The organism is Arsenicicoccus cauae, assembly GCF_009707125.1.
In the GTDB taxonomy this organism is placed as follows: Bacteria; Actinomycetota; Actinomycetes; order Actinomycetales; family Dermatophilaceae; genus Arsenicicoccus; species Arsenicicoccus cauae.
In genome coordinates, this window is sequence record NZ_WLVL01000040.1 from 294860 (window position 1) to 309841 (window position 14982).

The 14982-nt window shown below is 71.3% G+C and carries 13 protein-coding genes; 5 read left to right on the forward strand and 8 right to left on the reverse strand.

Translation table 11 applies throughout. The features are described from left to right. Nucleotides 1-41: 41 nt before the first annotated feature. The 5 genes from pgl to tkt all read right to left on the reverse strand — a co-directional run bounded on the left by pgl (nucleotide 42) and on the right by tkt (nucleotide 7079). Nucleotides 42-818: a 6-phosphogluconolactonase gene (gene pgl, locus GGG17_RS13440; protein ID WP_154594176.1), complete on the reverse strand. Its 777-nt coding sequence runs from the start codon at nucleotides 816-818 to the stop codon at nucleotides 42-44. After that, on the reverse strand, nucleotides 815-2116 hold the full coding sequence (locus tag GGG17_RS13445; protein ID WP_311966689.1) for a glucose-6-phosphate dehydrogenase assembly protein OpcA: 1302 nt from the start codon (nucleotides 2114-2116) through the stop codon (nucleotides 815-817). Before GGG17_RS13445 ends, pgl begins: the two co-directional genes overlap by 4 nt. Continuing rightward, nucleotides 2113-3654 carry a glucose-6-phosphate dehydrogenase gene (gene zwf, locus GGG17_RS13450; protein WP_154594177.1) on the reverse strand — a complete coding sequence of 514 codons (1542 nt, stop codon included), beginning with the start codon at nucleotides 3652-3654 and terminating at the stop codon, nucleotides 2113-2115. Before zwf ends, GGG17_RS13445 begins: the two co-directional genes overlap by 4 nt. Nucleotides 3655-3742: 88 nt before the next feature. Continuing rightward, nucleotides 3743-4849, reverse strand: a complete 1107-nt coding sequence (gene tal / locus GGG17_RS13455; protein ID WP_154594178.1) for a transaldolase — start codon at nucleotides 4847-4849, stop codon at nucleotides 3743-3745. Between the two features lie 4 nt (nucleotides 4850-4853). After that, on the reverse strand, nucleotides 4854-7079 hold the full coding sequence (tkt, locus tag GGG17_RS13460) for a transketolase (protein WP_311966690.1): 2226 nt from the start codon (nucleotides 7077-7079) through the stop codon (nucleotides 4854-4856). 267 nt (nucleotides 7080-7346) lie between these two features. Here tkt and GGG17_RS13465 point away from each other — a divergent pair, with 267 nt between their 5' ends. After that, on the forward strand, nucleotides 7347-8300 hold the full coding sequence (locus tag GGG17_RS13465; protein ID WP_288797447.1) for a heme o synthase: 954 nt from the start codon (nucleotides 7347-7349) through the stop codon (nucleotides 8298-8300). Between the two features lie 248 nt (nucleotides 8301-8548). On the opposite strand, the gene GGG17_RS13470 is transcribed toward GGG17_RS13465, so the two are convergent. The 3 genes from GGG17_RS13470 to GGG17_RS13480 all read right to left on the reverse strand — a co-directional run bounded on the left by GGG17_RS13470 (nucleotide 8549) and on the right by GGG17_RS13480 (nucleotide 11065). Further along, nucleotides 8549-9490: a COX15/CtaA family protein gene (locus tag GGG17_RS13470; RefSeq protein ID WP_311966691.1), complete on the reverse strand. Its 942-nt coding sequence runs from the start codon at nucleotides 9488-9490 to the stop codon at nucleotides 8549-8551. 124 nt (nucleotides 9491-9614) lie between these two features. Then, a complete protein-coding gene (locus GGG17_RS13475) occupies nucleotides 9615-10361 on the reverse strand; it encodes an ABC transporter permease (protein WP_154594180.1) in 747 nt (248 codons plus the stop codon). Continuing rightward, on the reverse strand, nucleotides 10358-11065 hold the full coding sequence (locus GGG17_RS13480; RefSeq protein ID WP_195849242.1) for an ABC transporter ATP-binding protein: 708 nt from the start codon (nucleotides 11063-11065) through the stop codon (nucleotides 10358-10360). The genes GGG17_RS13475 and GGG17_RS13480 overlap by 4 nt, the downstream gene beginning before the upstream one ends. A 136-nt stretch (nucleotides 11066-11201) precedes the next feature. On the opposite strand from GGG17_RS13480, the gene GGG17_RS13485 reads away from it, so the two are divergent. The 4 genes from GGG17_RS13485 to GGG17_RS13500 are packed head-to-tail and all read left to right on the forward strand — an operon-like array spanning nucleotide 11202 to nucleotide 14978. Continuing rightward, a complete protein-coding gene (locus GGG17_RS13485; protein ID WP_288797443.1) occupies nucleotides 11202-11978 on the forward strand; it encodes a helix-turn-helix transcriptional regulator in 777 nt (258 codons plus the stop codon). After that, on the forward strand, nucleotides 11975-13396 hold the full coding sequence (sufB, locus tag GGG17_RS13490; protein WP_154594183.1) for a Fe-S cluster assembly protein SufB: 1422 nt from the start codon (nucleotides 11975-11977) through the stop codon (nucleotides 13394-13396). Before GGG17_RS13485 ends, sufB begins: the two co-directional genes overlap by 4 nt. Then, on the forward strand, nucleotides 13396-14622 hold the full coding sequence (gene sufD / locus GGG17_RS13495; RefSeq protein WP_154594184.1) for a Fe-S cluster assembly protein SufD: 1227 nt from the start codon (nucleotides 13396-13398) through the stop codon (nucleotides 14620-14622). Before sufB ends, sufD begins: the two co-directional genes overlap by 1 nt. Further along, entirely contained in the window at nucleotides 14619-14978 is a 360-nt protein-coding gene (locus tag GGG17_RS13500) for a non-heme iron oxygenase ferredoxin subunit (protein WP_288797441.1), read from the forward strand. The genes sufD and GGG17_RS13500 overlap by 4 nt, the downstream gene beginning before the upstream one ends. The last annotated feature ends 4 nt before the right edge of the window (nucleotides 14979-14982 follow it).

Genomic DNA, 14982 nt, shown 5'->3' on the forward strand with positions numbered 1-14982 from the left:
CCGCCCGACCGGTTCCCCCGACCTGCCCCGTCGCGGTCACGTCAGGGCAGGTCGCCGGCCGCCGCCTCGTCGACCAGCCACAGCGTGCGGCGCCGCCCGCGGACACCGGCTGCCGGGGCCTCGTGCACGTCCGCGCCGCCGGTGGCCGCGGCCACGGCCTCGGCCTTGTCCTCACCCGCGACCAGCAGCCACACCTCGTCGGCGGTGCACAGCGCGGGCATGGTCAGCGACAGGCGCGCCGGCGGCGGCTTGGGGGAGTCCGTCTCGGGCACGACCGTGCGGTCGGTCACGTCCAGCGTCGCCTTGCCCGGAAACAGGCTGGCGACGTGCGCGTCCGGGCCGACGCCCAGCATGACGACGTCAAAGGCCGGCACGTCCACGCCGTGCGGTCCCCGCCGCGCGGACCCGGCGGCCACCCGCGCCAGCTCGGCGGCATAGCGCTCCGCCGCGGCGGCGATGTCGTCGCCCTCGGCGTCGTCGGTGGCGGGCAGCTCGTGGACGTTGGCAGGGTCGAGCCCGAGGGCGGCCATGCGCCCCAGGCCCGCCTCGCGCGCCTGCGTGGCGTTGCGGTCCGCGGACTCGCGCTCGACATACCGCTCGTCCCCCCACCACAGGTGCACGAGCTCCCAGGCGACCGCGGGCGCGGCGGGGGAGTCGACGAGCGCCTCCACGAGAGCGTTGCCCATCGACCCGCCCGTGAGGACGACGTGCGCCTCGCCGTGCTCCGCCTGGACGTCCGTGATGGTGGTGACGAGGCGGGCGGCGACGGCGGCCGCGAGGGTCGTCTTGTCGCGGTGGACGATCACCTGCGCGCTCATGAGGATGCCTTCTCGGCGGCGGACCTCGTCGTGCCGGTCCGCTTCTTGGTGGAGGACTTCTTGGTGGAGGACTTCTTGGTGGAGGACTTCTCGGCCCACTGCTGCGCGGTCGCAGCCCTGTCCGCACCCGGGTCGCCCTGACCAACGGTCGGCCCGTCGGAGACCCGGCTGCCGACACGCTTCTGCCTCTCGGCGCGACGCCCGACCTCGCCATCCGGTGCCTTGTCCGTGGCCACCACCTCGTCGCGATCGGTGTCGACGGTCACCATGTCGCGGGACGTCTGGCGGGACCGCTCGCCCGCACGACGCGCCATCAGCCGGGACTCGTCGGGCGAGGGTGCCTTGCCGGCCCGGACCAGGGCGCTGGCCAGCGAGGACCGGTCGGTGACGCGTCGCAGCCCCTCGACCAGGGCGAGCTCGTAGACCTCGTCGGGGTCGAGCCGTCGCAGCTCGTCGGTCAGGCACTCGGCGTCGGACCGACGCGTGAGCCCCACCCGGCGGACGGGCTGCTCGGGGTGGGAGAGCGTGGCGATCGTGGTCCCCTCGGGACGGACCAGGTCCAGCGGCCCGGAGGGCCGATCGAGGCGGACGCTGATCAGGCCCGACCCCTGGGGGCTACGGCCGCGGGTGACCGGCACGTCGAGCGCCCCGGCCAGCCAGCCCGCGAGCAGGTCGGTGGCCGAGGAGTCGATGCCACCGACCACGACCGCGCTGGTCACCGGCTCGTAGGGCTGCTGGTCGAGGGCCGCCGCCAGCAGGGCGCGCCACAAGGTGATCCGGGACCACGCGAGGTCCGTGTCGCCCGGCGCGTAGTTCTTGGCCCGCCTCTTCAGCTCGGCGTGGGGGTTCTTGGCGACGGCGGAGTCGTTGATGCGCCGCTGGCACATCGCGCCGACGGGGTCGCTCGCGAGGTCGACGGGCGCGTCGCCCGGCCACCAGCCGACCACGGGGGAGTCCGGCAGCAGCAGCGGCAGCACCAGCGCGGCGCCGTGGTCGTTGACCTCGCCGTACAGCCGCATCACGACCACCTCGGAGGCGCCCGCGTCGCCCCCGACCCGGATCTGTCCGTCGACGCGGCTCGACCCCCGGCGGTTGCCGTGGACGAGCGCGACCACGCGACAGGGGTGCATGTGCGAGGACTCCACGGCGGCCTCGATGGCCTCCTCGGCGCGATCCTCGTCGACCACGATGATCAGCGTGAGCACCCGGCCGAGGGCCATGGCGCCGCTGTCGTTGCGGATCTGGACAAGCTTCTTGGTCAGGGCCGAGGTCGAAGTCTTGGGCAGGTCGATGATCACGGCATCCTCCACTCGCGGCCGTCACGGGCCATCATCTCGTCGGCGCTGGCGGGGCCCCAGGTCCCGCTGGGGTACGGATCGGGGCGGCCGTTCGCGGCCCAGTACTCCTCGACCGGGTCGAGGATGCGCCACGACAGCTCGACCTCCTCGTTGCGGGGGAACATCGACGGCGCCCCCAGCAGCACGTCCAGGATCAGCCGCTCGTAGGCCTCGGGCGACTTCTCCGTGAAGGAGTTGCCGTAGGTGAAGTCCATCGTGACGTCGCGGACCTCCATCTGCGCGCCCGGCACCTTGGACCCGAAGCGGAGGGTGATGCCCTCGTCCGGCTGGACGCGGATGACGATGGCGTTCTGCCCCAGCTCCTCGGTCTCGGTGTCGTCGAACGGCAGGTGGGGGGCCTTCTTGAAGACCACGGCGATCTCGGTGACCCGCTTGCCGAGCCGCTTGCCGGTGCGCAGGTAGAAGGGAACGCCGGCCCAGCGGCGCGTGTCCACCTCGACCTTCATGGCCGCGTAGGTCTCGGTCGTCGAGCCGGGCTTCATGCCCTCCTCGTCCAGGAAGCCCACGACCTTCTCGCTGCCCTGCCAGCCCTCGGCGTACTGCCCGCGGGCCGTCGAGGCGGCGAGGTCGTCGGGCAGCCGCACCGACGCAAGGACCTTCTCCTTCTCGGCCCGCAGGTGCTGGGCCGTGAACGCGGTGGGCTCCTCCATCGCCGTCAGCGCGAGCAGCTGCAGCAGGTGGTTCTGGATGACGTCGCGGGCCGCGCCGATCCCGTCGTAGTAGCTCGCCCGACCGGCCACGCCGATGTCCTCGGCCATCGTGATCTGCACGTGGTCGATGTGGTGGGAGTTCCAGACCGGCTCGAACAGCTCGTTGGCGAAGCGCAGGGCCAGGAGGTTCTGGACGGTCTCCTTGCCGAGATAGTGGTCGATGCGAAAGACCGAGTCGGGGGCGAACACGCCCTCGACGATGTCGTTGAGCTCGCGCGCCGACTCCAGGTCGTGCCCGAAGGGCTTCTCGATGACGACGCGGCGCCACTGACCGGGCTCGGCCGTCGCGAGCCCGCTGCGCTCGAGCTGCTGGCAGACCTGGCCGAAGAAGCCCGGCGGGATCGACAGGTAGAACGCGGTGTTGCCGCCGGTGCCGCGGTCGCGCTCGAGCTGGTGCACCGTCTCGGCGAGCAGGTCGAAGGCCTCGTCGTCGTCGAAGGTGCCGGGCACGAACCGGATCCCCTCGGCGAGCGACTTCCACGTGGACTCGCGGAAGGGGGTGCGCGCGTGCTCCTTGACGGCGTCGTGCACGATCTGGCCGAAGTCCTGGTCGGCCCAGTCCCGCCGCGCGAAGCCGATGAGCGAGAAGCCCGGGGGCAGCAGCCCGCGGTTGGCGAGGTCGTAGATCGCCGGCATGACCTTCTTGCGGGACAGGTCGCCGGTCACGCCGAACAGCACCAGGGCGCAGGGGCCGGCGATGTTGGGCAGGCGCTTGTCCCGGACGTCCCTGAGCGGGTTGTGGTCGGCGGTCACTGGGGTGGGGCTCAACTGGTCTCTCCCGTCGGCTGGGTGCGTGCGGCCGTATGTCGTGGCCGACCCGCCGCCTCGTGGGTGGAGGCGGCGGGCCGCGTCACGGTCAGTGCTTGTCGAGCTCTGCCTGGACCGTCTCGAGGAGCTCGGTCCAGGACTTCTCGAACTTCTCGACGCCCTCGCGCTCGAGCTGCTCGACCACCTCGACGTACGAGATGCCTTGCCGCTCCAGGGCGTCCATCACCGCGTCGGACTCGTCGTAGGTGCCGGTGATGGTGTCGCCGGTGATCTCGCCGTGGTCCGCCGCCGCGTCGAGCGTCTTCTCCGGCATGGTGTTGACGGTCTGCGGGGCGACGAGCTCGTCGACATACATCGTGTCCTGGTAGGCCGGGTCCTTGACCCCGGTGGAGGCCCAGAGCGGGCGCTGGACGTGCGCCCCGTCGTCCGCGAGGTTGGCCCAGCGCGGCGTGCCGAACTGCTCCTGCCAGGCCTGGTAGGCCAGGCGGGCGTTGGCCAGGCCGGCCTTGCCCTTGAGGGCGGTGGCCTCGTCCGTGCCGACCTCGTCGAGGCGCTTGTCCACCTCGGTGTCCACGCGGGACACGAAGAAGGACGCCACCGAGTGGATCTGCGACAGGTCCTTGCCCGCCTCGCGCGCCTGCTCGACACCGGTCATGAAGGCGTTCATCACGGCGCGGTAGCGGTCGAGGCTGAAGATGAGCGTCACGTTGACCGAGATCCCCTCGGCCAGGACCCGGCTGATGGCCGGCAGGCCCTCGACCGTGGCGGGGATCTTGATCATGACGTTGGGGCGGTCGACCGCGGCAGACAGCTCCTTGGCCACCTGCACGGTGCGCTCGGTGTCGTGCGCCAGCCGGGGGTCGACCTCGATGGAGACCCGTCCATCGACGCCGTCGGTCCGGTCGTAGACCGGGCGCATGATGTCGCACGCGTCCCGCACGTCCGTGGTGGTGAGGGCAAAGACCGCGCGCTCGACATCGGCGCCCTCGGCCTTGAGCTCCGTGACCTGCGGGGTGTACTTCTCACCCTTGGCCAGGGCCGACGCAAAGATCGAGGGGTTCGTGGTGACTCCCACGACGCCCTTGGTGTCGACGACCTCCTGGAGGTTGCCGGTGGAGATGCGCTCGCGTGACAGGTCGTCCAGCCAGATGGAGACGCCTGCGGCCGCGAGGGCCTCGAGGTTCTTGCTCGTCATGCGATCACTTGCCTTCCTGGCGCTCGGCCGGGGCGGAGGACTCGAAGCCCGGGTCCTTGGAGGCGTAACCGGGTGCGGTGTCGCCGGGGGTGGGGTCGCCGGACTCGGCGACCGACGCCTTGGCGGCCTCGACGACGGCCTCCGGCGTGAAGCCGAACTCGCTGAACAGCGTCTTGGCGTCCGCCGACGCGCCGAAGTGGTCGATCCCGATGATCCGGCCGGCGTCGCCGACGTAGTCGCGCCAGCCCATCGTGGAGCCGGCCTCGATGCTGACGCGGGCCCGGACGGCCTTGGGCAGCACCTGCTCGCGGTAGGCCTCGTCCTGCTGGGCGAACCACTCCTGGCAAGGCATCGACACGACGCGCGTGGCGACGCCCTGGGCCTCGAGCAGCTCGGCGCCGGCCATGGCGACCGAGACCTCGGAGCCCGTCGCCATCACGATGACGTCGGGTGTCTGCTTGCTGGCCTCGACCAGGACGTAGGCCCCCCTGGCCACCTGCTCGACCGAGGTCGAGGCGGGGTCGAGGATCGGCAGCGCCTGGCGCGACAGGGCGATACCCGTCGGGTTGCCGTGGCGGGTCAGGATCGTCTGCCACGCGTGGGCGGTCTCGTTGGCGTCGGCGGGACGGACGACGTCCAGGCCCGGGATCGCGCGCAGCGAGGCGAGGTGCTCGATCGGCTGGTGGGTGGGTCCGTCCTCGCCGAGACCGATGGAGTCGTGCGTCCACACAAAGATCGAGTCGGCCTCCTGGATCGCCGCCAGACGCACCGCCGGGCGCATGTAGTCCGAGAACACGAGGAAGGTGCCGCCGTAGGGCCGGGTGAGCCCCTCGAGGGCGATGCCGTTGACGATCATGCCCATGGCGTTCTCGCGGACCCCGAAGTGCAGGGTGCGCCCGTAGGGGCCGCCCTGCCACTCGGAGGTCTGGCGGTCCTCCGGCACGAAGGAGGGCTGCCCGCCCATCGTCGTGTTGTTGGACTCGGCGAGGTCGGCGGAGCCGCCCCACAGCTCGGGGAGGACGTCGGCGAGGGCGGTGAGCACCTTGCCGGACGCGGCGCGCGTCGCCAGCCCCTTGTCGTCCGGCTCGAAGGTCGGGAAGGCCTCGGCGTAGCCGTCGGGGACCTCGTGGGCCCGGACGCGGTCGAGGAGCGCGGCGCCCTCGGGGTTGGCCGAGCGCCACGCCTCGTAGCGCTCGTCCCAGCCCTTGCGCAGCTCGGCGCCACGGTCGCGCACCGAGCGCACGTGGGCGAGGACCTCGTCGGAGACGTCAAAGGTCTTGTCGGGGTCGAACCCGAGCAAGGACTTCATCCCCTTGATCTCGTCGTCGCCGAGCGCGGAGCCGTGAGACTTGCCGGTGCCCTGCTTGGTGGGGGCGGGCCAGGCGATCACGGTGCGCAGCACGATGAAGGTCGGCTTGTCGAGGACGGTGCGGCCCTGCTCGATCGCGGCATAGAGCGCGTCGACGTCCTCGACGTAGTCCTCGTCGCGCACGCCGTGCTTGGTGCGCCACTCGACCACGCGCACGTCCCAGCCGTAGGCCTCGTAGCGCGCCGCTACGTCCTCGGAGAAGGACACGTCGGTGTCGTCCTCGATGGAGATCTGGTTCTGGTCGTAGATCAGCGTGAGGTTGCCGAGCCGCTGGGTGGCCGCGAGGGAGCTGGCCTCGCTGGCGACGCCCTCCATCATGCAGCCGTCGCCGGCGATGCAGTAGACGTCGTGGTCGAAGACGCTCTCGCCCGGGGCGGCCGCGGGGTCGAAGAGCCCGCGCTGGCGTCGTTGCGCCATCGCCATACCGACCGCGGTCGCGACCCCCGACCCCAGCGGGCCGGTGGTGAGGTCGACGCCCTCGGTGTGGTGGACCTCGGGGTGGCCGGGGGTCTTGGACCCCCATGTGCGCAGCGCCTCGATGTCCTCGAGCTCGAGGAGCCCGGAGTAGTAGAGCTGGATGTACTGCGTCAGGCTCGAGTGCCCCGCCGACAGGACGAAGCGGTCGCGACCCAACCAGTGCGGGTCCGAGGGGTCATGACGCATGACCTTCTGGTAGAGCAGGTACGCCGCGGGGGCGAGGCTGATCGCGGTCCCGGGGTGCCCGTTGCCGGTCTTCTGCACGGCGTCCGCCGCCAGGGTGCGGACGGTGTCGACGGCGCGGACGTCCACGTCGCTCCAGCCGACCTGCTCGGCGACGGGGTCGGACACCTGTCGGCCGTGGGCCTTGGGGGTGATGCTCACGTGGTCACACTTCCTTCGTGGTCGGAGTCACATCGAGCCTATCGACTTCTACCCACCCCTCGTCACCTTGATCCGGCGCGGGCACCATCCCGGGCGAGGCGTGGGGGAGGTCATACCGGGAGCACCGGCGTGCCGCGTCGCACGGCGTCGCCGGCCCACGCGGGACGGGATAGGATCGGGAGGCCTGTCCGCAAACCCCGCCGATGGCGAGCCCGCTCGACCACCCACCGGCCCGGTCCGGACCCCGCCCGACGACCGAAGGACACCGTGACAGCCTCGCAGCCGCGCACCGCGCCTGATCGGACCGGTGCCCCGTCGTCGCGCTTCAGCTACACCGTCAAGAACTACATGGCGCTGACGAAGCCGCGGATCATCGAGCTGCTCCTCGTCACGACCTTCCCCGTCATGTTCCTCGCGCAGCGCGGTCTGCCGGACTTCTGGCTGGTGGTCAGCACCCTGGTCGGCGGCTCGCTGTCCGCCGGCGCGGCCAACACGCTCAACTGCTACCTCGACCGGGACATCGACCGCCTCATGGCGCGCACGCAGAACCGCCCGCTCGTGACGGGCGAGATCTCGCCGTCGGCGGCGATGCGCTTCGGGATCGTCCTCACCGTCGTGTCGACGTTGTGGCTCGGGTTCTTCGTCAACTGGCTCTCGGCCGTCCTGTCGGTCAGCGCGATCCTGCTCTACGTCGTCTTCTACACCCTCGTGCTCAAGCGCCGGACCTCGCAGAACATCGTCTGGGGCGGCGTCGCCGGGTGCATGCCGGTCCTCATCGGGTGGGCGGCCGTCACGGAGTCGATCTCGTGGACGCCGGTCGTGCTCTTCCTGTGGATCTTCTTCTGGACGCCGCCGCACTACTGGCCGCTGTCGATGCGGTTCAAGGACCAGTACGCCGCGGCGGGCATCCCCATGCTCCCCGTGCTCAAGCAGGACACCTCGGTCGCTCGCCAGATCGTCGCGTACGCCTGGGCGACCGCGCTCATCTCACTGGTGCTGGTGCCGGTGGCCGGCATGGGCTGGATCTACCTGGTCACCGCCATCCTCTCGGGCGGGCTCTTCCTCCTCGAGGCCTACAGGCTGCTGGGTCGCGCCCAGGACCCCGCCAACGCCACGACGGCCTCGCTCAAGCCCATGCGTCTGTTTCACTACTCGATCACCTACGTGACGCTGCTGTTCATGGCCGTGGCGATCGACCCCCTCTTGCACCTCCCCCTCTGACCTACCGGGGGTAAGTGCATCAGCCGGGCCTCGTCCCCCAGGTCGATGATCCCGCCCCCGGTAGGGGCATCAGCCGGGCATCGTTCCCCAGGTCGATGATCCCGCCCCCGGTAGGAGCATCAGCCGGGCCTCGTCCGCCAGGTCGATGATCCCGCCCCCGGCGAGTCTGCAGGCCGTATGCCGACCGCCCGCCGTCAGGATGCCGCGCTGCTCGGGCTCGGCGAGCAGGTCCGGTGCGCGAGCGCCCGTCAGCGGCGGCGCGCGGTGAGCACGCCCTGCGTCAGCAGGACGGTGAAGAGCGCCGAGAGCAGCAGGTGGACGGCCACCACCGCGATGGGCCGACCGGTGAAGTACTGCACATAACCCACCAGGCCCTGCAGCAGCGAGAGCGCCAGCGTCCAGTCCCAGGCGCGGCGGAAGGGGGCGGGCACCTCGATCAGGCGGGATGCCACGACCAGCGCGACGGCCAGGCCGAGGAAGAGCATCACGGAGTCGGCGTGCAGCCAGCTCGTGGCGTGAGGGTCGAAGCCGAAGCGGACGTTCTCGTCCTTGTCACCGCTGTGGGGGCCGGAGCCGGTGACGGCGGTGCCCAGCACGCAGACGACGCCACCCACGGCCGCGGCGGCCCACGCCAGACGCTGGACCACCGTCGGCACGGCGCGCTGGGGGGCGTCGTCCCCCTCGCGGTAGCGGTAGAGCAGGTAGGTCGCGTTGGCCACCAGGAACAGCGAGATCAGGAAGTGCGGGGACACGGTGCGCGGGTCCAGCCGGGCGAGGACGATGATCCCGCCCACGACCGCCTGCACCAGCACGAACAGCAGCGGCACCGCACACGCGTAGACGAACCGGCGACGGGATCGCCAGAACCGCCTCGCGGCGAGCACGAGCACCCACGCGGCGATCACGACGAGCACCGGAGACATCAGGCGGTTGCCGAACTCGATGAACTTGTGGAAACCCTCGGTCTGCTCGCCGGTGGGGACGAGCGACCCCGCCGTGCACTCAGGCCAGGTGGGGCACCCAAGACCCGACCCCGTCAGGCGGACGAGGCCACCGGTGAGGATGATCGCGACGTTGCCGACGAGGTTGGCCACGAGGGCGATCCACATCCAGTCCCGGGCCCCGCGCGGGGGCGTCACGACGTCCGCGGGGGAGTGGGTCGGTGCGCCGGGGGTGGTCGAGGTGCTCACCAGGACAGCCTAGTGCGCGCGTGCACAAGCGCGGGCACCCACCCCGGCCAGCAGCGCGGCACCAGGGCGCCAGGGCGAAAGGTCAAGACGGCACCACCGTATGACGGGGCGGCTCGGGGTGAGGTCAGTCGGACCAGCGGAAGAAGCGGGCCGCCGCGGCGCAGAGGACCGCGGCCCAGACCAGCAGGACCAGCAGGGGCTGCAGCGGCAGACCGTGGTGCTCGAACGCGGAGCGGAAGCCGTCCCCCAGGGCGGCGGACGGCAGGTAGGACACCAGGCGGGACCACGGCTCCGGCAGCGTCGAGCCGGGGATGAGGATGCCGCCCAGCCCGAGCATGAGGACCCAGACGAGGTTGGCCAGCGCCAGGGTGGCCTCGGCGCGCAGGGTGCCGGCGAACAGCAGCGCGAACCCGACGAAGGTCGCCGTCCCGAGGAGCCAGAACACGACGAAGGGCAGCACCCCCACGACGTCGGGACGCCAGCCGAGGAGCAGCCCGACCACGGACAGCACGGCGAACTGGATCACCTGCACCACCATCACCGCGATGACGCGGGCGAGGACCAGGCCGCCCTTGCCGAGCGGCGAGGCGCCGAGCAGCCGCAGCACGCCGTAGCGGCGGTCGAAGCCGGTCTGGATCGCCTGGCCGGTGAACGCGCTCGACAGCACCGCCAGGGCCAGCACGCCGGGGACGACCACGTCGACGCGCCGACCGGGCCCGAGGTCGGGCCAGGGCGCGAGGACCCCGCCGACGAGCGCGAGGGCCGGCAGGACGATCGACACGAGCGTCTGCTCGCCGTTGCGCAGGAAGGTGAGCGTGTCGAAGGTCGCCTGGGCGCGGACGCGCGCGGCGGTGGGTGCGGGGCGGCTCATCGGGCCTTCCTCGTCAGCTCGAAGTAGACGTCCTCCAAGGACCGGCCCGCGCACAGGTCGGCGGGGGCGCCCTCGCCGACGACGTGCCCGTCGCTGATCACGACGAGGTGGTCGGCGAGCCGCTCTGCCTCCTCGAAGGAGTGGGTCGTGACGACGACCCCGACCCCGCGGTCGCGCGTCTCGCGGACGAGGTCCCACACGTCGAGCCGCGCGTGCGGGTCGAGGCCCGCCGTCGGCTCGTCGAGAAAGACCACCTCGGGACTGCCGACGAGCGCCGCGGCGAGGGCCACGCGCTGCCTCTGCCCGCCCGACAGGCGGCGGACCGTCGTGCCGGCGAACCGGTCGATCCCCAGGCGCGAGACGAGGTCGTCGACGGGCGCCGGGTCGGCATACAGGCGGGACAGGTGTCGCAGCAGAGCGACCGGCCTGGCACCGTTGGGCAGCCCGCCGTCCTGGAGCATGACGCCGACGCGGGCCCGGTGCTCGGCCGAGGCGTCCCACGGGTCGGTGCCGAGCACGCGAGCCACGCCGTCGTCCGGCCGCTGGAGGCCCTCGAGGATCTCCATGGTGGTGGTCTTGCCGGCGCCGTTCGGCCCCAGGACCGCCGTCACGCGACCGAGCTCGGCGCTCCAGGTCATGTCGTCGACGGCGCGCACCGAGCCGAAGCTCCTGCGCAGCCGCTCGGTGGTCACCGCTACCGTCACGGACGGCGAGTGTACGCGCGATCCCCGGACGGCCCCGAGGCCCCCCGGCCGGCGACCGCCGGATAGGCAAGCCTTGGTAGATGCTCCCAGGGAATTAGGTAACATCGGTGTTGTGTTTATCGGACATGAGGCTGACGTGACGGGTGACCAGACCCCGCAGCGCTCCCGGACCGTCGAGGCGGTGCGGGATTCCGGCACGCGCGGCCGCGTCCAGCAGTTCGTCTCCGAGCACGGTCCGATCACCGCCGCCGCCATCGCCGAGCGGCTGGGCGTCACGACCACCGCCGTGCGTCGCCATCTGGACGCCCTCACCGACGCGGGGCTGATCGAGGAGCACGCCAGCGCCCCGGCCATGCGGGGCCGGGGGCGTCCGGCGCGCGCCTTCGTCCTGACCACGGCCGGGCACCAGGCCCTCGACAGCTCGTACGACGACGTCGCCACCTCCGCCCTGCGCTACCTGTCCGAGCAGGTGGGGGAGCATGCCGTCGAGGCCTTCGCCCACCAGCACGTCGCGTCCTTCGAGGACCGCTACCGTGCCCGGGTCGAGGCGGCCGGCGACACGCCCGAGGCGCGCTCCCGGGTCCTTGCCGAGGCGCTCACCAGGGACGGGTATGCCGCGTCGAGCCGCCCCCTCACGCTGGCGGACGGCTCGACGACGCTGGGCGTCCAGCTGTGCCAGGGCCACTGTCCCGTCCAGCAGGTCGCGTCCGCGTTCCCGCAGTTCTGCGAGGCGGAGCAGCAGGCCTTCTCGCGGCTGCTCGGCGTCCACGTCCAGCGCCTGGCGACGCTGGCGCACGGCGAGCACGTGTGCACGACCTTCGTGCCCCTCAGCGCACTCACCAGCGACGCACTCACCAACGACGCACTCACCGACGACCACCCCACCCACCCCGACGAAAGGTCCGAGCGATGACCACCAACATCGAGGAGCTGAACCCCGGCCTGCAGGGTCTCGGCCGGTACGAGTACGGCTGGGCCGACAGCGACGTCGCGGGCGCGACCGCCAAGCGCGGCCTCAACCCCGGCGTGGTGCAGGACATCTCGTCGCGCAAGAACGAGCCGCAGTGGATGACCGACCTGCGGATGAAGTCGCTGCGACTGTTCGACAAGAAGCCCATGCCGAGCTGGGGCAGCGACCTCACGGGCATCGACTTCCAGAACATCAAGTACTTCGTGAAGTCCACGGAGAAGCAGGCGACCACCTGGGACGAGCTGCCCGAGGACATCAAGGCCACCTACGACAGGCTCGGCATCCCCGAGGCCGAGAAGCAGCGCCTCATCGCGGGCGTGGCGGCGCAGTACGAGTCCGAGGTCGTCTACCACCAGATCCGCGAGGACCTGGAGGAGAAGGGCGTCATCTTCGTCGACACCGACACGGGTCTGCGTGAGCACGAAGACATCTTCAAGGAGTACTTCGCCAGCGTGATCCCCGCCGGCGACAACAAGTTCGCGGCGCTCAACACCGCGGTCTGGTCGGGCGGGTCGTTCATCTACGTCCCGCCGGGCGTCCACGTGGACATCCCGCTGCAGGCCTACTTCCGCATCAACACCGAGAACATGGGCCAGTTCGAGCGGACGCTGATCATCGCGGACGAGGGCTCCTACGTGCACTACGTCGAGGGCTGCACGGCGCCGATCTACAAGTCGGACTCGCTGCACAGCGCCGTCGTGGAGATCGTCGTGAAGAAGAACGCCCGCGTGCGCTACACGACCATCCAGAACTGGTCCAACAACGTCTACAACCTCGTCACCAAGCGCGCCACCTGCGAGGCCGGCGCCACCATGGAGTGGGTCGACGGCAACATCGGCTCCAAGGTGACGATGAAGTACCCCGCCGTCTTCCTGCTCGGCGAGCACGCCCGGGGCGAGACGCTGTCGATCGCCTTCGCGGGCGAGGGCCAGCACCAGGACGCCGGGGCCAAGATGGTCCACGCCGCGCCGCACACCTCCAGCTCCATCGTCTCCAAGTCGGTGGCGCGTGGCGGCGGGCGGACGTCATACCGCGGTCTGGTCCAGGTCGCGGAGGGTGCGCACGGCTCCCGGAGCAACGTGCGCTGCGACGCCCTCCTCGTCGACGACATCTCCCGCTCGGACACCTACCCGTACGTCGACGTCCGCGAGGACGACGTGCAGATGGGCCACGAGGCGACGGTGTCCAAGGTGAGCGACGACCAGCTGTTCTACCTCATGTCCCGCGGGATGTCCGAGGAGGAGGCCATGGCCATGATCGTGCGCGGGTTCGTCGAGCCCATCGCGCGCGAGCTGCCCATGGAGTACGCCCTCGAGCTGAACCGCCTGATCGAGCTGCAGATGGAAGGAGCCGTCGGCTGATGCCGGTCGAGCTGAAGTCACCCCCCACCGCCCCGACCGTGGCCGGCGTGCCCGAGGCCTATGTCCCGGACCAGTCCCGCGGTGAGCGACGCACGTCCTTCGACCTGGCGGACTTCCCGGTCCCCCACGGCCGCGAGGAGGAGTGGCGCTTCACCCCCGTCGACCGCCTGCAGGAGCTGTTCGAGCAGGCGCCGTCCGACGTCGCCGGGATCAAGACCGACATCCAGGTGCCGGCGGGCATCAAGGTGTCCGAGGTCCCGGCCGGCGACCCCCGGCTCGGCACGGTCCTCACGCCTGCCGACCGCGCCTCGGCCGCCGCCTGGACCTCCTTCGCGGACGGCCACGTGGTGCAGATCCCCCAGGGTCGTGAGTTCGGCGAGGCCGCCCGCCTCACCGTCCGCGGGTCCGACCAGGCGCGCATCAACGGTCACCTGGTCATCGACGCCGGAGCGCACTCCAGCGCCACCGTGTTGCTGTCGCACCAGGGCTCGGCGCGGTGCACCGCCAACGTCGAGATCCGCGTCGGCGACGGCGCGCACCTCACGGTCGTCACGGTGCAGGAGTGGGACGACGACGCGATCCACCTGGCTCAGCACGACGTGCTCGTCGGTCGGGACGCGACCCTCAAGCACATCGCGGTCACTCTCGGCGGCGAGATCGTGCGGGTGTCCACCAACGTGCGGTATGCCGGCCCCGGCGGCAGCGCCGAGTGCCTCGGCGTCTACTTCACCGACGAGGCGCAGCACCAGGAGCACCGGCTGTTCGTCGACCACGAGGCGCCGCACTGCACCTCGAACGTCGAGTACCGCGGTGCCCTGCGCGGCGACACCGCCCACTCCGTGTGGGTCGGCGACGTCCTCATCCGCGCGGCGGCCGAGGGCACCGACACCTACGAGCTCAACCGCAACCTCGTGCTGTCCGAAGGCGCCCGCGCGGACTCGGTCCCCAACCTCGAGATCGAGACCGGCAACATCGTCGGCGCCGGTCACGCGGCCGCGACGGGCCGGTTCGACGACGAGCAGCTGTTCTACCTCCAGGCGCGCGGCATCCCCGAGCGCGAGGCGCGCCGCCTGGTGGTGCACGGCTTCTTCGCCGACATCATCAACCGGATCGGCGTGACCGACACCCAGGCCCGCCTGATGGAGGTCATCGACCGCGAGCTCGCGGACTCCGTGGACACGGCCTTCGAGAGCGCCCCGCGCGCGGCCGAGGGGGTCGGCGCGTGAGCTACGAGGTCGTCTGCCAGGTCGAGGACATCCAGGTGGGCCGCGTGGCGGCCGCCGTGGTGGACGGCGTGACCATCGCGCTCGCCCGCACGGGCGACCGTGAGTTCCACGCGGTCAACGACACCTGCACGCACGCCAACGTGTCGCTCTCGGAGGGCGAGCTCGACGGCTGCCAGCTCGAGTGCTGGCTGCACGGCAGCTCGTTCGACCTGCGCACCGGCGAGCCCAACACCCTGCCCGCGACCGTGCCGGTCGCGGTCTACCCCGTCACGCTCGACGGCGACGACGTCCTCGTGGACGTCCACGGATCCGTCGAGCAGCGCGTCAGCGCCCAGCCCGCCAGCAAGGAGAACTGAACCC